Raw genomic sequence first — 16,845 nt, forward strand, 5'->3', positions numbered from 1 at the left:
CGCCCGGGGTGCTGGGCGTCGTGAGGGCGTGCGCGCCGTCGGTTCTCGACATGGGCGGGCTCATCTCCAGGGGTGGTGTCTCCAGTGACGACCCGAGCTTACTGGCTGCGCACAGCTGCGCAGTGCAGCCCCCGCCCGTCACCTCCACGCAGCGGGCTGGGCGCCTCGACGGGCGTCGATGCGGCCGGCGGGCCACAGCGTCCGACGCCCGTCCCATCCGTTCTCCCGCAGCGCCTCGTCGATCCGCCGGACCGCCCGACGGCAGCGGACCTCGAGGTCCGCATCGCAGATCATCAGCTCGACCCATCCGTTCCGGCGCAGCGCATCGGAGCCGCGCAGCCGCTGCTGGTGCTGATGGGGCGTCTCCTCCTCCGCCTCGGTCGGCACGTGCTGCGCGGCCACGGCGTACCGGTCCCACCGCAGGTGGCGAGCGGCGAGCGCCGTCCCGTCCGCTCCGTGGATCGTCATGTTCAGGGCGGGCTCCGGCAGTCGGGCTCGCTCGAGCGCCAGCCGCAGCAGCGTCTGTTCCGTGGAGCCGGCACCGATCCGTACGTGGGAGAGCGCCTCGCCGGCGGCCACGGAGCCCGGCCGGGGCCCCGTGGCCTGGAGGATGGCTCCGAGGTCGCGCATCGTCCTCCGCGCCCCTTCCCGGCGGGCCGGTGCCCGCCGCACCAGAAAGTCCCCGATCACGACGAGTGCGTCCAGATCGAGGACCGAGGCGAGGTCCAGGAAGGTGCGCTCGGGTGAGGTCGCCACCACGCCATCGACCTCGGTCCGATGCTGCGGGGGAACATCGCTGCGCCGTGCACGAATTCCCTGACGCCGGAGCGGCGCCCCCAGCATGGGGATGCACATCTCCAGCGGAGTCTCGATGGTCCACGAGTCCAGTCCGAGCCCCGGGGGCAGCGGCATGCGGTGCAGGCGCGCCGCGGACAGCCCGGCAACGACGGCATCGGGCAGATCCGCCTGCAGCGCGATCGCGATATCGACCTCGCCGGTCGTCTCACCGCGGACCCGATGCAGTCCGCGACCGATGGACTCCACCGCAGAACTCTGCAGCCGCTTCGCAGTCACCCCGAGGCGCAGCGCCTGACGGGTCGTGAATGCCGCGGCTATCAGCTGAGGAGGGAGCGGGGCTGGGGGCCTGGCCATGCCCCCAGCAGACCACGCCCCTCCCCACGCTCCCGCGGACCATCCACATCGCGCAGGTCGGGAGCTCGCCATCGGTGCTGTCCACGACCAGGTTCGTCGCGTGCCCCTCTCGCGGTCGGCCGGTCCACCCGCCGGCGTCCAGCTTGTGCCTCCAGCGGGACCGTGCCGGGGCCTGCTGGCCGAGGCGATGGGTTCCTGCGCGCTTCGGATCACTGATCGATTTCATCCCTCATCCCGCAGTTTTGAGGGGTGTGATCGATCAGCCATCCCCAGGCTCTCGACACCGACATCCCCAGGAAGGCTCGCGGCGCCGAGAATCCCTCGCTGGCTCGCAGGACCGCCATCTCCCAGCAGGTTGTCGTTCCAATTCCCCGGAACAGATCTCCCGCGTCGCCGGAGCCCACCATTCGGGTGCGAGGTTCCCGCACCTCGGGCTCCGGTCTGCGCATCGCGCGGGCGGCGCCCGGATATCGGGAGGCGCGGCTCTGCGCCGGGGATCTAGAGTGGTGCACCATGACCGAGCGCCCCGCCACCCCGACGACCCCGGGGGTCGACGCCCCCGTGATCACCTATCCGGCGGACCTCCCGGTCTCCCAGCGCAGGGACGACATCCAGGCGGCGATCCGCGAGCACCAGGTCGTCGTGATCGCCGGCGCCACGGGCTCGGGCAAGACGACCCAGATCCCGAAGATGCTGCTCGAGCTGGGCTACGGCACGCGCGGGAAGCTCATCGGCCACACCCAGCCCCGTCGCATCGCCGCCCGCTCGGTGGCGCAGCGCATCGCCTCGGAGCTGGGGGAGAAGCTCGGCGAGGGCACGGTCGGGTACCAGGTCCGCTTCACCCGCGAGGTCGCCCGCGGCGCCCGCCTGAAGCTCATGACCGACGGCATCCTCATGGCGGAGATCGCCCATGACCGCCTGCTGAAGCGGTACGACGCGATCATCATCGACGAGGCCCACGAGCGCTCGCTCACCATCGACGTGATCCTCGGCTACCTGCGGCAGATCCTGCCCGAGCGTCCCGACCTGAAGATCATCGTCACCTCCGCGACCATCGACCCGGAGCGGTTCGCCGAGCACTTCGCCGAGCGACGTCCCTCGGGGGAGACCCGTCCCGCCCCGATCGTCGAGGTCTCCGGGCGGACCTATCCCGTCGAGATCCGGTACCGGCCGCTGGTGCTCGAGCCCGAGCTGGAGGACGACGACGAGCTCGAGGACGTCCACTCCGTCGAGCGCGACCTCGGCCAGGCGATCACGGACGCGGTGGACGAGCTGGTGGCCGAGGGGCCCGGCGACATCCTCGTGTTCCTCCCGGGCGAGCGGGAGATCCGGGAGATCCAGGAGACCCTCCAGGCCCATCTGACCCGGCCGGGGCGCAGCGGCCGCGGACGGCTGCCGATGGAGGTCCTGCCCCTGTTCGGGCGGCTCTCCGCCGCCGACCAGCAGCGGATCTTCACCCCGCGCGCGCAGGGCACCTCCCGCCGCATCGTGCTGGCGACCAACGTCGCCGAGACGTCGCTGACCGTCCCCGGCATCACCTACGTCGTCGACTCCGGGCTCGCACGCATCTCGCGCTACTCCCAGCGCACCAAGGTCCAGCGTCTTCCCATCGAGCCGATCTCGCAGGCCAGCGCCAACCAGCGCTCGGGCCGATCGGGCCGCACCGCCCCCGGCGTGGCGATCCGCCTGTACTCGCAGGAGGACTTCGAGACCCGCCCCGAGTACACCGAGCCGGAGATCCTGCGCACCTCCCTGGCCTCCGTCGTGCTGCTCATGACCAGCCTCGGCCTGGGGGACGTGGAATCCTTCCCCTTCGTCGAGCCGCCGGCCTCGCGGGCCGTCACCGACGGCGTGCGCCTGCTCGAGGAGCTGCGCGCCATCGAGCCGGCGCCCGAGGCCCCCGGCGGGCGCCGCCTGACCGACATCGGCCGCCGCCTCGCCCGCTTCCCGCTGGACCCGCGCCTGGCGCGCATGCTCATCGAGGCGGACCGCCTCGGCGCGCTGCGCGAGGTGCTCATCATCGTCGCCGGGCTGTCGATCCAGGACCCGCGCGAGCGGCCGCTGGGCCAGGAGCAGCAGGCCCGCGAGAAGCACAAGCGCTTCGAGGACGAGACCAGCGACTTCCTGTCCTACCTCAACCTCTGGAACCATCTCGAGGAGCGCCGCCGGGAGCTGTCCGGCTCCGCCTTCCGCCGCGAGGTCCGTGCCGATCACCTGCACTACCTGCGGATCCGCGAATGGTGGGACCTGCACCAGCAGCTGCGGGAGATGGCCAAGGACGCCGAGCTGCACACCAGCTCGAACGATGCGAGCTCCCTGGCGATCCATCAGTCGCTGCTGGCGGGGCTGCTCAGCCACATCGGCCTCTACCAGGAGCGCCATCGCGAGTACGACGGCGCCCGCGGAGCCCGGTTCGCGCTGTGGCCCGGCTCTGCGCTCGCCAAGAAGCGTCCCGACCTGGTGATGGTCTCCGAGCTGGTGGAGACCAGCCGGCTGTGGGGGCGCACCGCCGCGAAGATCGACGCCGAATGGGTCGAGGAGATCGGCGCGCATGTGGTGCGCCGCTCGTACTCCGCCCCGCACTGGTCCTCGAAGCGTGCCAGCGCCATGGCCCACGAGAAGGTCACCCTCTACGGCGTGCAGATCGTCGCGGACCGCGTGACCAGCTACGGGAAGGTCGATCCGGAGCTCTCCCGGGACATCTTCATCCAGAACGCCCTGGTCGAGGGCGACTGGACGACCCGGCACCATTTCTTCCGCGACAACCGGGCGCTGATCGCCCGGCTCGAGGAGCTCGAGGCCAAGACCCGCCGCCGCGACCTGCTGATCAGCGACGAGCAGCTGTTCCGCTTCTACGACGCCCGGATCCCCGCCACGGTGCTCTCGGGCCGCCACTTCGACGCGTGGTGGAAGAAGCAGCGCCACGAGACCCCGGACCTGCTGACCCTCACCGAGCAGGACCTGCTGGACCCGGATGCGGATCTCGCCGGCGTGGCCCGGGACTTCCCCGACACCTGGGTGCAGGGCGACCTGACCCTGCCGCTGCGCTACTCCTTCGGGGAGGTCGGGGCGCAGGGCAGCGACGGCGTCACCGCGACGATCCCGCTCGCGGTGCTCAACCGCGTCGAGGAGCGCGGCTTCGACTGGCTGGTCCCGGGGATGCGCGAGGAGCTGGTCACCGAGCTGATCCGCTCCCTGCCCAAGGCGATCCGCCGCCACCTGGTGCCCGCGCCCGAGCGCGCCAAGGCGGTCGCCGCCACCCTGCACGAGGACGACCCCGATGCGGGGGAGCCCTTCGTCGAGGCGGTCGCCGACGAGCTGGTCGCCCTGCCGGGCGTGCCGCAGGACCTGCCCCTGTACGGCAGGGAGTTCGACCTGTCCCGCCTGCCCGCGCACCTGCGCATGCACTTCCGCGTGGTGGACTCCCGCGGCAAGGAGATCGGCACCGGCGATGACCTCGCCGCCCTGAAGAAGCGCCTCGCCCAGCGTGTGCGCACCTCCGTCTCCCAGGCGGGCGACGACCTCGCCCGCACGGCGCTGGACGCCTTCCCGGCCGACGGCGTCCCGGCGGTGCACCGCTCGAGCGTGGGCGGGATGACGGTGACCGGCTATCCGGCGCTGGTGGCCCGGCGCGGCGCGGACGGCCGCGTGGACCGCGTGGACCTGCAGGTCCTCGCGAGCGCCGAGGAGCAGGCGCTGAAGCATCGCGACGGCGTGATCGCACTCATCGACCGGGAGCTGCACCCGGACCTCGGGGAGGTGCTGGGCGCCCTGCCCAACCCGACGAAGCTCGCCGTGGCGTCCTCGCCCTACCCCTCGACCCCGGCGCTGCTGGCCGATGCCTCCCGCGCGGCCGTCGACGCCCTGCTGGGCCAGGAGCCGATCCGCGACCGCGCCGCCTTCGACGCGGCGCTCGCCCGGATCCGCGCCGAGCACACCGACCTCGCCGCGGAGACGGTGCGCCGCGCGGCCGCGGCGCTCGCGGCCAACGCGCGGCTGCAGCGGTCCGTCTCCCGGGTGTCCTCCCTCGCCCTGCTGGACCGCCTCACCCAGATCCGCGCCCATGCCGAGGCGCTGCTGGGGGACGGGTTCATCTCCCGCACCGGCACCGAGCGGATCGGGGACCTGGAGCGCTACCTGCGGGCCGACGAGATCCGGCTGGAGAAGATGCAGGACAACCCGCGCCGCGACGAGCAGCTCGCCTGGCAGGTCGCCGACCTCGAGCAGCTGTGGGCCCGCACCCGCGAGAAGCTGTCCCCGGCGCGCCGGGCCGAGCCCGACGCCCGGGAGATCCCCTGGCTTCTCGAGGAGCTGCGGGTGAGCCTGTTCGCGCAGACCCTGGGCACGCGCCGGACCGTCTCCGACACCCGGATCCGCAAGGCGATCGCCGCGCTCTGACGGCGCGCTCCGACGGGTCGGCATCCGGTGCGCCGTCGGGGTCCGGGACGGCCCGCCGGGCCGCTACCATCGGGACATGTCACCGACGCCATCTGTGAGCTACTCCATCACCATTCGCCTCGAGTTCGCCGCCCGCTCGGCCGCGGTCAGCGACATCACCGGAAGGATCGAGGAGCACGGCGCCTCGGTCACCGCGCTGGACGTCTCCGCCTCGGGGCCCGAGCGCATGCGGGCGGACATCACCGTCCTCACCGCCGGCCACGACCATGCCATGGAGGTCGTGGACTCCCTCAAGGAGCTCGACGGGGTCGAGCTGGGCAAGGTCTCCGACCGCACCTTCCTCGCCCACCTCGGCGGCAAGCTCACCGTCGAGTCGAAGGTCCCGATCCGCCACCGCGACGACCTCTCGATGGTCTACACCCCCGGCGTGGCGCGCGTGGTCAAGGCCATCGCCGAGCACCCGGAGGACGCCCGGCGCCTGACCATCAAGCGCAACACGGTCGCGGTCGTCACCGACGGCTCCGCGATCCTGGGCCTGGGGGATCTGGGCCCGCTGGCCGCGATGCCCGTGATGGAGGGCAAGGCCGCGCTGTTCAAGCGCTTCGCGGGCATCGACGCCTTCCCCATCTGCCTGGACGCGCACACGGTGGACGAGATCGTCGCCCACGTGAAGGCGATCGCCCCCGTGTTCGCCGGGATCAACCTCGAGGACATCTCCGCGCCGCGCTGCTTCGAGATCGAGGACCGTCTGCGCTCCGAGCTGGACATCCCCGTGTTCCACGACGACCAGCACGGCACCGCGATCGTGGTGGTGGCCGCGCTGCGCAACGCCCTGCGCGTGGTGTCCAAGGACATCGAGTCGGCGCGCATCGTGCTCTCGGGGGCGGGCGCCGCAGGCACCGCGATCCTGCGCCTGCTGCGGGCCGCCGGGGCGCGCGACGTCGTCGTCACCGACATCCACGGGATCGTCCACGAGGACCGCGAGCAGCTCGACGGCCGCCTGCCGTGGATCGCGGAGGTCACCAACCGCCGCGGCCTCACCGGCACGCTGCAGGACGCGATCGCGGGGGCCGATGTGTTCATCGGCGTCAGCGCCGGCAACATCCTCACCGCGGAGGACGTCGCCACCATGGCCGAGCGGTCGGTCGTCTTCGCGATGGCGAACCCGACCCCGGAGATCGACCCGATCGAGGCGTCCAAGCACGCCGAGGTGGTGGCGACCGGCCGCAGCGACTTCGCCAACCAGATCAACAACGTGCTCGCCTTCCCCGGCGTCTTCCGCGGCCTGCTGGACGCGCATGCGACCGACGTCAGCGACCGCATGCTGCTGGCCGCCGCCGAGGCGCTGGCCGACGTGGTCCACCCCGACGAGCTGAACCCGACGTACATCGTCCCCAGCGTCTTCCACGAGGGCGTGACGAAGGCGGTCGCCACCGCCGTCGAGCAGGTGGCCCGCGAGGAGGCCGGCACGGTGGACACGATCACCGGCACCATGAAGGCGGTCTACGCCGACGAGATCACCCTCGAGGGCTGATCGCCGCCGGGCGCCGGGCCGCGGCCCGGCGCTCGAGCCACCACAGCAGCACGCCCAGCGCGATCCCGACGACATCGGCCATCACGTCGTCGGGATCGCCGCTGCGCAGAGGAGCGAGCAGCGCCTGCACGACCTCGATGAGCACGGCATGGCCGAGGGCGGCCACCACCACCCAGCCCATCGGGAAGCGGCGCCGCGGCGCGAGCACGCGGCCGGCCGCCCACACCGTCAGCGCGAACACCCCGATGTGCACGAGCTTGTCGGTCCCCGGCAGGGCATCGCCGCCGCCGGGGAGGTCCGGGACGCGCGGCAGGTAGAAGCCGATGTTCGCCACCAGGGCGAGGGCGAGGACGGCCAGTCGGGCGGGCGTGGGCTGCGGGCGCATGCCCTGATGGTACGGAGGTCGAGGCGCTAGGCTCGGTCCATCCGTCCCGACCGCGACAGCGAGGAGCCTGCGATGGCGTCGACCTCCGATCCCGACCGTCTCGACCCCTACCGCGCCGACCCCGGGGCCGCCCCCGGCTCGACCGCCGTGCTGGACCGGCAGGTCGCCGAGAAGGAGGCGACCACCGACGACGGCGACCACGACCGGTTCGCCCACTACGTGCGCAAGGACCGCATCACCCAGGCGGCCCTGGACGGCACGCCGGTGATCGCCCTGTGCGGCAAGGTGTGGGTCCCCGGGCGCGACCCCAAGAAGTACCCCGTCTGCCCGCAGTGCAAGGAGATCTACGACGGCATCCGCGAGCCGAACGACGGCGAGGGCGGCGGCTCCGGCAGCGGCTCCGGCGGTTCCGGCCGCGGCGGGTTCCGCGGTCTGTTCGGCGGGCGCCGCTGACCCGCGCGGCCCTGCCGCCGAGGTCTCCGGCGCGTCCGCACGCGCGGCCGGTGGGCGCCCTGCCCGTCGGCCGCGAGCGCGCCAGAATCCTCACAGTTCCCGCCCCGCGATCCCGGGCATGCCGGTCCTCCGGAGGTCCGGGGGCGGCGGTACTGTGGGGCACGCCGTGAACAACCAGCCGACTCTCGCCTCCGCCCATCAGGACCCGCGCCGCCCCTCGCCGGCGGCCGCGCAGTCCCTCCCTCCCGCATACCCGCGCCGCGCCCCCTGGGGCACCGCGACCAAGCTGCGCGCCTGGCAGGCCGAGGCCATGGACCTCTACCAGCGCACCGACCCGCGCGACTTCCTCGCGGTCGCGACGCCCGGCGCCGGCAAGACGACCTTCGCGCTGCAGATCGCCGCGGGCCTGCTCTCCGAGGGCATCGTCCGCCGCGTCACGGTGGTCGCCCCCACGGAGCATCTCAAGTCGCAGTGGGCCGATTCCGCCGCCCGCGTCGGCATCTCGCTGGACCCGAACTTCTCCAACGCCCAGGGCCGCCACGGCGCCGGCTACCAGGGCGTGGCGATCACCTACGCCCAGGTCGGCATGAACCCGGGCCTGCACCGCGCCCGCACCGAGGCGGAGCCCACCCTCGTCATCCTCGACGAGATCCACCACGCCGGCGACGCCCTCACCTGGGGCGACGGCGTGCGGGAGGCCTTCGAGCCGGCGCGGCGCCGGCTGGCGCTGACCGGTACGCCGTTCCGCTCCGACGACTCGCAGATCCCCTTCGTCACCTACGAGGAGGACGGCGAGGGATTCCTCCGCTCGAAGGCGGACTACACCTACGGCTACAGCGAGGCGCTGCGCGACCACGTCGTGCGCCCGGTGCTGTTCATGACCTACTCGGGGCGCATGCACTGGCGCACCAAGACGGGCGACGAGGTCTCCGCCCAGCTCGGCGCGCTGGAGACGAAGGACATCACCCAGCAGGCCTGGCGCACCGCCCTGGACCCGGAGGGCGAGTGGATCCAGGCGGTGCTCGCCGCCGCGGACCGGCGCCTGTCGGAGGTGCGCCGCCACGTCCCCGATGCCGGCGGTCTGGTCATCGCGACCGATCAGAAGGCCGCGCGCGCCTACGCGGCGACGCTCCAGGAGCTCACGGGCCGGCCCGCCACCGTGGTCCTGTCCGACGACGCCGGCGCCGGCCGGCGCATCGAGGAGTTCTCCCAGAGCGAGGACCGCTGGATGGTCGCCGTGCGCATGGTGTCCGAGGGGGTGGACGTGCCGCGCCTGGCCGTGGGCGTCTACGCCACCTCCACCGCGACGCCCATGTTCTTCGCGCAGGCCGTGGGGCGCTTCGTGCGCTCCCGGACCCGCGGCGAGACGGCGAGCGTGTTCCTGCCCAGCGTCCCCGTGCTGATGGCCCTGGCGGCGGAGATGGAGGCCCAGCGCGACCACGTGCTGGACCTGCGCCCCGACACCGGAAGCGAGGAGACGGGGCTGGACGACCAGCTCCTGGAGGCGGCCAACCGGGAGGAGCGCGCCAGCGAGGACCAGCTGGCCTTCTCCTTCGAGGCGCTCGAGTCGGAGGCCTCCTTCGACCGCGTCCTCTTCGACGGCGGCGAGTACGGCGCCGGGGGAGTGGTCGGCAGCGAGGACGAGCAGGAGTTCCTGGGCATCCCGGGCCTGCTGGACGCCGAGCAGATGCGCACCGTCCTCCAGCAGCGCCAGGCGGATCAGCAGGCCCGCCGCGGCGGCGGCCCCGCCCCCGCGGCCCAGGAGGCTCCGGCGGTGGTCGACCACCGCCGGCTCATGGAGCTGCGCAAGGAGCTGTCCTCGCTGGTGGGGGCCTGGTCGCGCAGATCGGGCATCCCGCACGGCCAGATCCATGCCACGCTGCGCACCCGCTCGGGCGGGCCGGCGGTCGCCCAGGCGAGCGCCGAGCAGATCCAGGTCCGCATCGACACCGTCCGCGGCTGGTTCGTCGGCCGCTCCTGAGCGCCGCCGCGCCCGATCGGCGCCCGCTCCGGAGTCAGTCCAGCACGGCGGCGGCCAGGAGCCCGTCGGTGATGGTGGGGATCGCGAGATGGCCGTCCGGGCCGTCCTCGGCGGTCAGGCCCAGCTCCGCGAGCGATGCCTCGTGGCGGGCCCGCGCCCGGGCGACCTGCTCGGCGGGGGTGGGCGTCTCGACGGGCTCGCCGTCGACGATGAGCGGCACCTGCAGCTCGCGGACGGTGGCCTCCGTCCACAGCGGCGACGCCTCGCGGCGGTCCAGCTCGTCCATGAGCTCGCGTTCGAACTCGTAGATCTCCGCGGCCGAGGGGAGCACCAGCTCGGCCCGCGCGGTGCCGGCCGCGCCCAGGCGGAAGGCGCGCTTGGCCCCGCCCAGGGTGGACTTGTTCTCCGACCGCTTGCCGACGGGGTGCATGAGGCCATCGGCCCCCTCCCGCTCGACGAGCTTGTAGACGAATCCCGGCGCGGGGTGCCCGCCGCCGGTGACCAGGCGGGTGCCGATGCCGAAGGAGTCCACCGGCACCCCGGCCAGCGCCTCGACGCGGTACTCGTCCAGGTCGCTGGTGGCGGTGATCTTCGTGCCGGTCGCGCCGAGGGAGTCCAGCTGCGCCCGCAGCGCGCGGGACTGCTCGGCGAGGTCGCCGGAGTCCAGGCGCACCGCGCCGAGCTCGGGCCCGGCGATGTCCACGGCGGTGCGGACGGCCTCGGCGACGTCATAGGTGTCCACGAGCACGGTCGTGCCCGCCCCCTGCGCGGTGATCTGCGCGGTGAAGGCCTCGCGCTCCTGGTCGAACAGGAGGGTGAAGGCATGCGCCGCCGTGCCGCGGACGGGGATGCCGTACCGCTGCCCGGCGGCGAGGTTCGACGTGGCCGCGAAGCCGACGATCGCCGCGGCGCGGGCGGCGGCGACCGCCGCCTCCTCGTGCACGCGCCGACCGCCCATCTCGATGCAGGGCCGCCCGCGGGCCGCCGTGACCATGCGCGAGCCGACCGAGGCGACCGAGCTGTCGTGGTTGATGATCGACAGGATCACCGTCTCCAGCAGCACCGCCTCGGCGAAGGTGCCCTCCACCCGCAGCACGGGAGAGGTGGGGAAGAACAGCTCGCCCTCCTCGTACCCGAGCACCGTCCCGCCGAAGCGGTAGTCCGCGAGGAAGGCGAGGGTGTCCTCGTCCAGCACGTCCAGGGAGCGCAGGTAGGCGATGTCCTCCGCGTCGAAGCGGAAGTCGGCGATCGCCTCGAGCACGCGCCCGGTGCCCGCGAGCACTCCGTAGCGCCGCCCCGCGGGCAGGGACCGCACGAAGACCTCGAACACGCAGCGGCGATCGGCGATCCCGGCCTGGCGCGCGGCGCGCAGCATGGTCAGCTCGTACAGATCCGTCATCAGTGAGGATGTCACGGGTCAACGGTACTGGGTGCGGGGCCGCGCGCCGTCTCCCCGCGCTGCCGCGCGCGACCGTAGAATCGATGCGATCCCGGCGACCGGCCGGATCAGGAGGACGGAGCTGAGCATGTCGGAGCACGGGACGACGCCGCGCAGCGAGGGCCCCTCGCTGCTGCACGCCCCCTCGCCCGATTTCGCCCCGTCCCTCGCGCAGACCGAGGGCGCGCCCGAGCGCTCCCGCTCCACCGGGCTCCAGGAGCGGGAGGAGGCCGGCACCGCCCGCCCCTGGCGCACGGTGGTCTGGAACGACCCGATCAACCTCATGAGCTACGTCGTGTTCGTGCTGCAGCGCTACTTCGGGTACTCCCGCGAGCATGCCGACGTGCTCATGCGGCGCATCCACCACGAGGGCCGGGCGATCGTCTCCCAGGGATCGCGCGAGCGGGTCGAGTCCGATGTGCAGGCCATGCACTCCTTCGGTCTGCACGCCACCATGGAGCAGGAGGGCGAGGACTGATGGCGCATGCGTTCCGGCCCCGCGCGGACGGCAGCTTCGCCTGCCGTCTCGAGGGGGAGGAGAAGGCGGTCATCGTGCAGGTCGCGCAGGAGGTCTCCGACCTCGTCCGCCTCGACCTCGCGGTGACGGAGGACTCCCTGGCGGTGCGCCGCGCCGCCGCATCGGACGATCCCCTCGAGAGGCTCGAGGCGCAGTTCGCGACCCACGAGGCCCGCGAGCCCGGCGACCCGGCCGTGCGCCGCCTGTTCCCCGAGGCCTCCCCGGACGAGGCCCTCGCCGCCGAGTTCCGCCGCTTCGGGCAGCAGGACCTCGTGGCCATCAAGCTCGAGGACCTCGCGGCGCTGTGCGAGAGCATCGACCGCACCGGCCCGGGGACCACCGAGGTCTCGCTCACCGAGGACGAGGCGATGCACTGGCTGCGCGCCCTGACCACCCTGCGCACGGTCGTCGCCGACCGCCTCGGCGTGGAGCGGGACGGCGACTTCGAGACCGTCCGCATGCTCCAGCAGATCGGCGAGCGGGTCCCCGAGGCGGCCGAGGGCGAGGACGAGTCCTCCGAGACCGCCGGCGGGGACGTCATGATCGCGATCTACGAGCTGCTGAGCTGGCTGCAGGAGAGCCTGATCCGCGTGCTCGAGCCCTTCTGAGCGCTCCCGGCGCGTGTGATGTGCCCCGCAGTGAGCGCGGCATCACTGCCGACCAGGAAAGCTGTGCCTAACCTGGACCGGATGAACAACGCGCCCATCGGCATCTTCGACTCCGGCGTCGGCGGTCTGACCGTCGCGCGAGCGGTGCTCGACCAGCTGCCCCGCGAGGAGATCGTCTACATCGGCGACACCGCGCACACGCCCTACGGCCCCCGCCCGATCGCGCAGGTCCGCTCCCTCGCGCTCGACATCATGGACACCCTCGTCGAGCGGGGCGTGAAGATGCTGGTCATCGCCTGCAACACCGCCTCGTCGGCCGTGCTGCGCGATGCCCGCGAGCGCTATGACGTGCCGGTCGTCGAGGTCATCCAGCCGGCCGTGCGCCGCGCCGTCGCCGCCACCCGCAACCGTCGCGTCGGCGTCATCGGCACCCAGGCGACCATCGGCTCGCGCGCCTACGAGGACGCCTTCGCCGCCGCCCCGGACCTCACGATCACCTCCGCGGCCTGCCCGCGGTTCGTGGAGTTCGTCGAGCGCGGCGAGGTCGGCGGGGACGACATCGTCGAGATCGCCGAGGAGTACCTGGCCCCGGTGCGCGATGCCGGCGTCGACACCCTCGTGCTGGGCTGCACGCACTACCCGATGCTCACCGGCCCGATCAGCTACGTGATGGGCCCCGAGGTCACCCTCGTCTCCTCCGCCGAGGAGACCGCCCTGGACGTGTACCGCCAGCTGCGCCAGGCGGGCCTCGAGCGCACCGACGTCACCGCCCCGCGGCACGTCTTCGCCGAGACCGGCACCGAGCTGGGCGGGACCTCCACCTTCGGCCCGCTCTCCCGGCGCTTCCTGGGCCCGGCCGTGCCGATGACCGCGACGCTCCCGGCGGTGACGGTATGAGAGTCACCGTGATCGGCTGCTCGGGCAGCTTCGCCGGCCCGGAGGGCGCCGCCTCCAGCTACCTCATCGAGCACGAGGACGCCGCCGGGCGCACCTGGCGGGTCCTCCTGGATCTGGGCAGCGGCGCCTTCGGCCCTCTGCAGAAGGTGCTCGACCCGGCCTCCTTGGACGCCGTGGTCATCTCCCACCTGCATCCCGACCACTACCTCGACCTCACCGGCCTCGAGGTGTTCTGGGCCTATAACGAGCGGTGCGACCTGCCGCAGCTGCCGCTGTACGCCCCGGCGGACCTCCCCGCCAAGCTGCGCGCCATCCAGGGCCGCAGCTGCGACGTGCCCGACGGCGTGCAGGCCGTGCCCTTCGCCCATCGGACGCTGGTGGACGGCGAGCCGTTCAGCATCGGCCCCATCACCTTCGCCCCGCGCCCCGTGATCCACCCGGTGGAGACCTACGGCTTCCGCATCACCGCCGACGACGAGGTCCTCGTGTACTCCGGCGACTGCGACGAGTGCGCCACCCTGGACGAGCTGGCCGAGGGCTGCGACCTGTTCCTCTGCGAGGCCGGGTACATCGAGGGCCGCGACGACCGCTTCACGGGCATCCATCTCACCGGTCGCCGCGCCGGGCTCACCGCGGATCGCGCCGGGGCCCGCCGCTTGGTGCTCACCCACATCCCCGCCTGGACCAATCCGGCCGTCCCGCTGGCCGAGGCCCGCGCCGTCTACCCCGGGCCGATCGAGCTGGCAGCGCCGATGGCTATCCTCGAGGTGGCCGCGCAGCGCCAGCTGCAGTAGGCCGGCTGCAGCAAGCAGGACACCCACCAGGAAGGCACCCGATGAGCGAGACCACCCCGCAGACCACCGGCGACCGCGTCGACGGACGCACCCCCGACCAGCTGCGCGAGGTGAGGATCACCCGCGGCTGGCTCGACCACGCCGAGGGCAGCGCGCTCATCGAGTTCGGCCGCACCCGCGTGCTGTGCGCCGCCTCCTTCACCGAGGGCGTGCCGCGCTGGAAGAAGGGGTCCGGCTCCGGCTGGGTCACCGCCGAGTACGCGATGCTCCCGCGCGCCACCGACTCCCGGTCCCCGCGCGAGAGCGTCAAGGGGAAGATCGGCGGGCGCACGCACGAGATCTCCCGCCTCATCGGCCGCTCCCTGCGTGCCGTCATCGACCTCGACGCCCTCGGCGAGAACACCATCCAGCTGGACTGCGACGTCCTCCAGGCCGACGGCGGCACCCGCACCGCCGCGATCACCGGCGCCTACGTCGCCCTCGCCGATGCGATCTCCTGGGGCCGGCGCCACACCTCGCTGTCCGCCACCGCGACGGTCCTCACCGATTCGGTGAGCGCCATCAGCGTCGGCATCGTCGACGGCCGGCCGCTGCTGGACCTCGAGTACCGCGAGGACGTCGCGGCCGACACCGACATGAACGTGGTCGTCACCGGCACCGGCGGCCTCGTCGAGGTGCAGGGCACCGCCGAGGGCGTCCCCTTCTCCCGCGCCGAGCTCACCACCCTGCTGGATCTCGCCGAGTCCGGCTGCGCCTCCCTCGCGCAGATCCAGCGGGACGTGCTCGCGGAGCAGCGGTGAGCGCGGCTCCCGCCGGGGCCCGCATCGTCCTGGCTTCCCACAACGCGAAGAAGCTGCGCGAGCTGCAGCGCATCCTCGCCCCGGCCGTCCCGGGCCTGGAGGCGGAGCAGATCGTCTCCGCCGCTGGCCTCGGCCTTCCCGATGTGGTCGAGGACGCCGTCAGCTTCGAGGGCAACGCCCTGAAGAAGGCGCGCTCCGCCGCCGCGGCCACGGGCCTGCTCGCGGTCGCCGACGACTCCGGCCTCGCGGTCGACGTGCTCGGCGGCGCCCCGGGGATCTTCTCCGCCCGCTGGTCGGGCCGTCACGGCGACGACGAGGCGAACAACGATCTCCTGCTCGCCCAGCTCTCCGATGTCCCGGACGAGCACCGCTCGGCGCGCTTCGTCTCCGTCGTCGCCGCGGTCCACCCGGACGGTCGCGAGCTGGTGTGCCGCGGGGAGATGCCCGGCACCCTGCTGCGTGCGCGGCGCGGCGAGGGCGGCTTCGGCTACGACCCCCTGTTCGTGCCCGATGATCAGCCCGGCGGCGGCTCCCTGACCGCTGCGGAGCTCTCCCCGGAGGACAAGGACGCGGTCTCGCACCGCGGCCGCGCCCTGCGAGAGCTCACGACGCGGCTGGGGGAGCTGCTCTCCTAGCGCTTCTGGCCGACCTGAGCTCCTGGCGTCCCCGAGAGGGGGTGTCAGGAGCTCTTGTCATGTCCGGCCTCCGGGTACCGTCCGCGGGGCTGCCGTCGTCGCTGATGCCGTCCGGGTCCCGCCACCCGTGTTTACGGGGGTCGAGGATGAATGATCTTCCGCGCTTCGCTGTGGCGGAACGTGTGCATCATGGACGTATTCCGAAGAACCGCATCGTCGCCCGATGACGTGGCTGGTCAGAGCGTATTCGGGGAGGTCTGCCGCGGTGGGGAGGAGAGGTGGGACGAAGTTCTCCACAATGGTCGTGATGGCCTTCCATCGACCGGCGTACGGGTGTAGGCTGGGTTTCGAACAGGCAATCGAAATCGGCGGCGACGGGGCCGCCGGAGAGTCTGGGGAGGGGGGCGGGGCGGCATGTCGCAGGATCAGATTCCGGGGATGCCCGATCGCCCCGCGCGTGCTCTGCCTGCGTCGGCTCCTGAGGCCGGGCGCTCAGCGCGCGCCGCGTCCTCGCCGGCCGCCTCTGCCCCTCGCGCGGCGGGTGCCGCAGCGGACGCCGGTGACGACGGGGAGGGTGCGGGACGGGGTTCCCGACTCCCGGGACCGGCGACGGTGGAGCAGTTCGTGGCGCGGGTGCCGTTGTCGCTCGCGCGGGGAGCGATCCGTCGGCCGGTGTCGCGGGAGGCTCTGCCGGGGCGAGCGGGGGTGGAGGAGGACCCGGTGCTGGCGGGGGTCGCCCGGACCCTGTGGGATCTCGAGGTCCAGGAAGGCCCTCTGCTGGCGCGGAAGTACTTCGCGCTGCATGCTCTGTCGGATCGGCCCGACGAGGCACCCGAGCCGGGCCTGGAGGGGGACTGCGGCAGTCTCATCGCGGCGGAGGCGCTGCGGGTCTCGGCTTCCCGCGGGGCGCGGGAGGTCGCAGATGGGTATACGGCGGTCGAGCACTTCCCGGGATGCCTGACGCGTCTGGAGGGGGAGGAATTCCCGGCCTTCTGGTTCCGGGAGATGATCCGGATGACGCGGACGCTGCGGCACGTCCTCCAGCAGGGCATCGATGAGGTCGTCGCCGGCTGGGACCTGCACTGCACCCCGAAGACCTTCTTCAAGAACCTCCGGGCCCTGGTGGCGTGGGCGGAGTCCCTGCAGGCGGCAGACGAGGCGCCGGTGCCGGTGGAGCGGGGTGTGCGGGTGCAGGAGGTCGGTGGGGGCATGTCGTGCATGACCCTGACCGGGCCGACGCCCGAGGTGTACTC

Annotated in this window: 14 protein-coding genes; 11 read left to right on the forward strand and 3 right to left on the reverse strand. The window is 72.9% G+C overall.

Going from position 1 to position 16,845, the window contains the following annotated elements; translation table 11 throughout:
* Window positions 1–138: 138 nt before the first annotated feature.
* Window positions 139–1,044, reverse strand: coding sequence for a hypothetical protein (locus BF93_RS12110; protein WP_156954138.1), 906 nt, complete (start codon window positions 1,042–1,044; stop codon window positions 139–141).
* Between the two features lie 621 nt (window positions 1,045–1,665).
* On the opposite strand from BF93_RS12110, the gene hrpA reads away from it, so the two are divergent.
* Both hrpA and BF93_RS12120 read left to right on the forward strand, forming a co-directional pair.
* Window positions 1,666–5,550: an ATP-dependent RNA helicase HrpA gene (gene hrpA / locus BF93_RS12115; RefSeq protein WP_038372924.1), complete on the forward strand. Its 3,885-nt coding sequence runs from the start codon at window positions 1,666–1,668 to the stop codon at window positions 5,548–5,550.
* Window positions 5,551–5,626: 76 nt separating this feature from the next.
* On the forward strand, window positions 5,627–7,084 hold the full coding sequence (locus tag BF93_RS12120) for an NAD-dependent malic enzyme (protein ID WP_038372926.1): 1,458 nt from the start codon (window positions 5,627–5,629) through the stop codon (window positions 7,082–7,084).
* Here the strand turns inward: BF93_RS12120 and BF93_RS12125 are convergent.
* Window positions 7,068–7,469: a VanZ family protein gene (locus BF93_RS12125; protein ID WP_051486898.1), complete on the reverse strand. Its 402-nt coding sequence runs from the start codon at window positions 7,467–7,469 to the stop codon at window positions 7,068–7,070. The genes BF93_RS12120 and BF93_RS12125 overlap by 17 nt on opposite strands.
* 72 nt (window positions 7,470–7,541) lie before the next feature.
* Here BF93_RS12125 and BF93_RS12130 point away from each other — a divergent pair, with 72 nt between their 5' ends.
* Together BF93_RS12130 and BF93_RS12135 are read left to right on the forward strand one after the other, a co-directional pair.
* Window positions 7,542–7,922, forward strand: coding sequence for a DUF3039 domain-containing protein (locus BF93_RS12130; protein WP_038372928.1), 381 nt, complete (start codon window positions 7,542–7,544; stop codon window positions 7,920–7,922).
* A 118-nt stretch (window positions 7,923–8,040) separates the two neighbouring features.
* On the forward strand, window positions 8,041–9,903 hold the full coding sequence (locus BF93_RS12135) for a DEAD/DEAH box helicase (RefSeq protein ID WP_084148512.1): 1,863 nt from the start codon (window positions 8,041–8,043) through the stop codon (window positions 9,901–9,903).
* Between the two features lie 34 nt (window positions 9,904–9,937).
* Here BF93_RS12135 and BF93_RS12140 read toward each other — a convergent pair whose 3' ends face one another.
* Complete coding sequence (locus tag BF93_RS12140; protein ID WP_038372931.1) at window positions 9,938–11,317, reverse strand: nicotinate phosphoribosyltransferase; 1,380 nt, start codon at window positions 11,315–11,317, stop codon at window positions 9,938–9,940.
* 112 nt (window positions 11,318–11,429) lie between these two features.
* Here BF93_RS12140 and clpS point away from each other — a divergent pair, with 112 nt between their 5' ends.
* The 7 genes from clpS to BF93_RS12175 all read left to right on the forward strand — a co-directional run.
* The gene (clpS, locus tag BF93_RS12145) at window positions 11,430–11,819 is read left to right on the forward strand and encodes an ATP-dependent Clp protease adapter ClpS (protein WP_084148513.1); all 390 of its coding nucleotides are present in this window, start codon (window positions 11,430–11,432) and stop codon (window positions 11,817–11,819) included.
* A complete protein-coding gene (locus BF93_RS12150; RefSeq protein WP_038372932.1) occupies window positions 11,819–12,466 on the forward strand; it encodes a DUF2017 domain-containing protein in 648 nt (215 codons plus the stop codon). The genes clpS and BF93_RS12150 overlap by 1 nt, the downstream gene beginning before the upstream one ends.
* An 81-nt stretch (window positions 12,467–12,547) precedes the next feature.
* Entirely contained in the window at window positions 12,548–13,363 is an 816-nt protein-coding gene (gene murI, locus BF93_RS12155) for a glutamate racemase (protein ID WP_038372933.1), read from the forward strand.
* Window positions 13,360–14,157 (forward strand): MBL fold metallo-hydrolase, encoded by a 798-nt coding sequence (locus tag BF93_RS12160; protein ID WP_038372935.1) that lies wholly within the window; start codon window positions 13,360–13,362, stop codon window positions 14,155–14,157. The genes murI and BF93_RS12160 overlap by 4 nt, the downstream gene beginning before the upstream one ends.
* A 41-nt stretch (window positions 14,158–14,198) precedes the next feature.
* Window positions 14,199–14,957, forward strand: coding sequence for a ribonuclease PH (gene rph, locus BF93_RS12165; RefSeq protein ID WP_038372937.1), 759 nt, complete (start codon window positions 14,199–14,201; stop codon window positions 14,955–14,957).
* Window positions 14,954–15,592 (forward strand): RdgB/HAM1 family non-canonical purine NTP pyrophosphatase, encoded by a 639-nt coding sequence (rdgB, locus tag BF93_RS12170; RefSeq protein WP_038372938.1) that lies wholly within the window; start codon window positions 14,954–14,956, stop codon window positions 15,590–15,592. Before rph ends, rdgB begins: the two co-directional genes overlap by 4 nt.
* Before the next feature lie 720 nt (window positions 15,593–16,312).
* Window positions 16,313–16,845, forward strand: a 533-nt coding sequence (locus BF93_RS12175) for a hypothetical protein (RefSeq protein ID WP_156954139.1), incomplete at its 3' end; no start/stop codon positions are given.

Source organism: Brachybacterium phenoliresistens (assembly GCF_000576425.1).
Lineage (GTDB): Bacteria > Actinomycetota > Actinomycetes > Actinomycetales > Dermabacteraceae > Brachybacterium > Brachybacterium phenoliresistens.

Excerpts from the sequence above, each read along its gene's own strand:
- hrpA (WP_038372924.1), top strand. The coding sequence starts at position 1,666 with ATGACCGAGCGCCCCGCCACCCCGACGACCCCGGGGGTCGACGCCCCC.
- BF93_RS12120 (WP_038372926.1), top strand. The coding sequence starts at position 5,627 with ATGTCACCGACGCCATCTGTGAGCTACTCCATCACCATTCGCCTCGAG.
- BF93_RS12125 (WP_051486898.1), bottom strand. The coding sequence starts at position 7,469 with ATGCGCCCGCAGCCCACGCCCGCCCGACTGGCCGTCCTCGCCCTCGCC.
- BF93_RS12130 (WP_038372928.1), top strand. The coding sequence starts at position 7,542 with ATGGCGTCGACCTCCGATCCCGACCGTCTCGACCCCTACCGCGCCGAC.
- BF93_RS12135 (WP_084148512.1), top strand. The coding sequence starts at position 8,041 with ATGCCGGTCCTCCGGAGGTCCGGGGGCGGCGGTACTGTGGGGCACGCC.
- clpS (WP_084148513.1), top strand. The coding sequence starts at position 11,430 with ATGTCGGAGCACGGGACGACGCCGCGCAGCGAGGGCCCCTCGCTGCTG.
- BF93_RS12150 (WP_038372932.1), top strand. The coding sequence starts at position 11,819 with ATGGCGCATGCGTTCCGGCCCCGCGCGGACGGCAGCTTCGCCTGCCGT.
- murI (WP_038372933.1), top strand. The coding sequence starts at position 12,548 with ATGAACAACGCGCCCATCGGCATCTTCGACTCCGGCGTCGGCGGTCTG.
- BF93_RS12160 (WP_038372935.1), top strand. The coding sequence starts at position 13,360 with ATGAGAGTCACCGTGATCGGCTGCTCGGGCAGCTTCGCCGGCCCGGAG.
- rph (WP_038372937.1), top strand. The coding sequence starts at position 14,199 with ATGAGCGAGACCACCCCGCAGACCACCGGCGACCGCGTCGACGGACGC.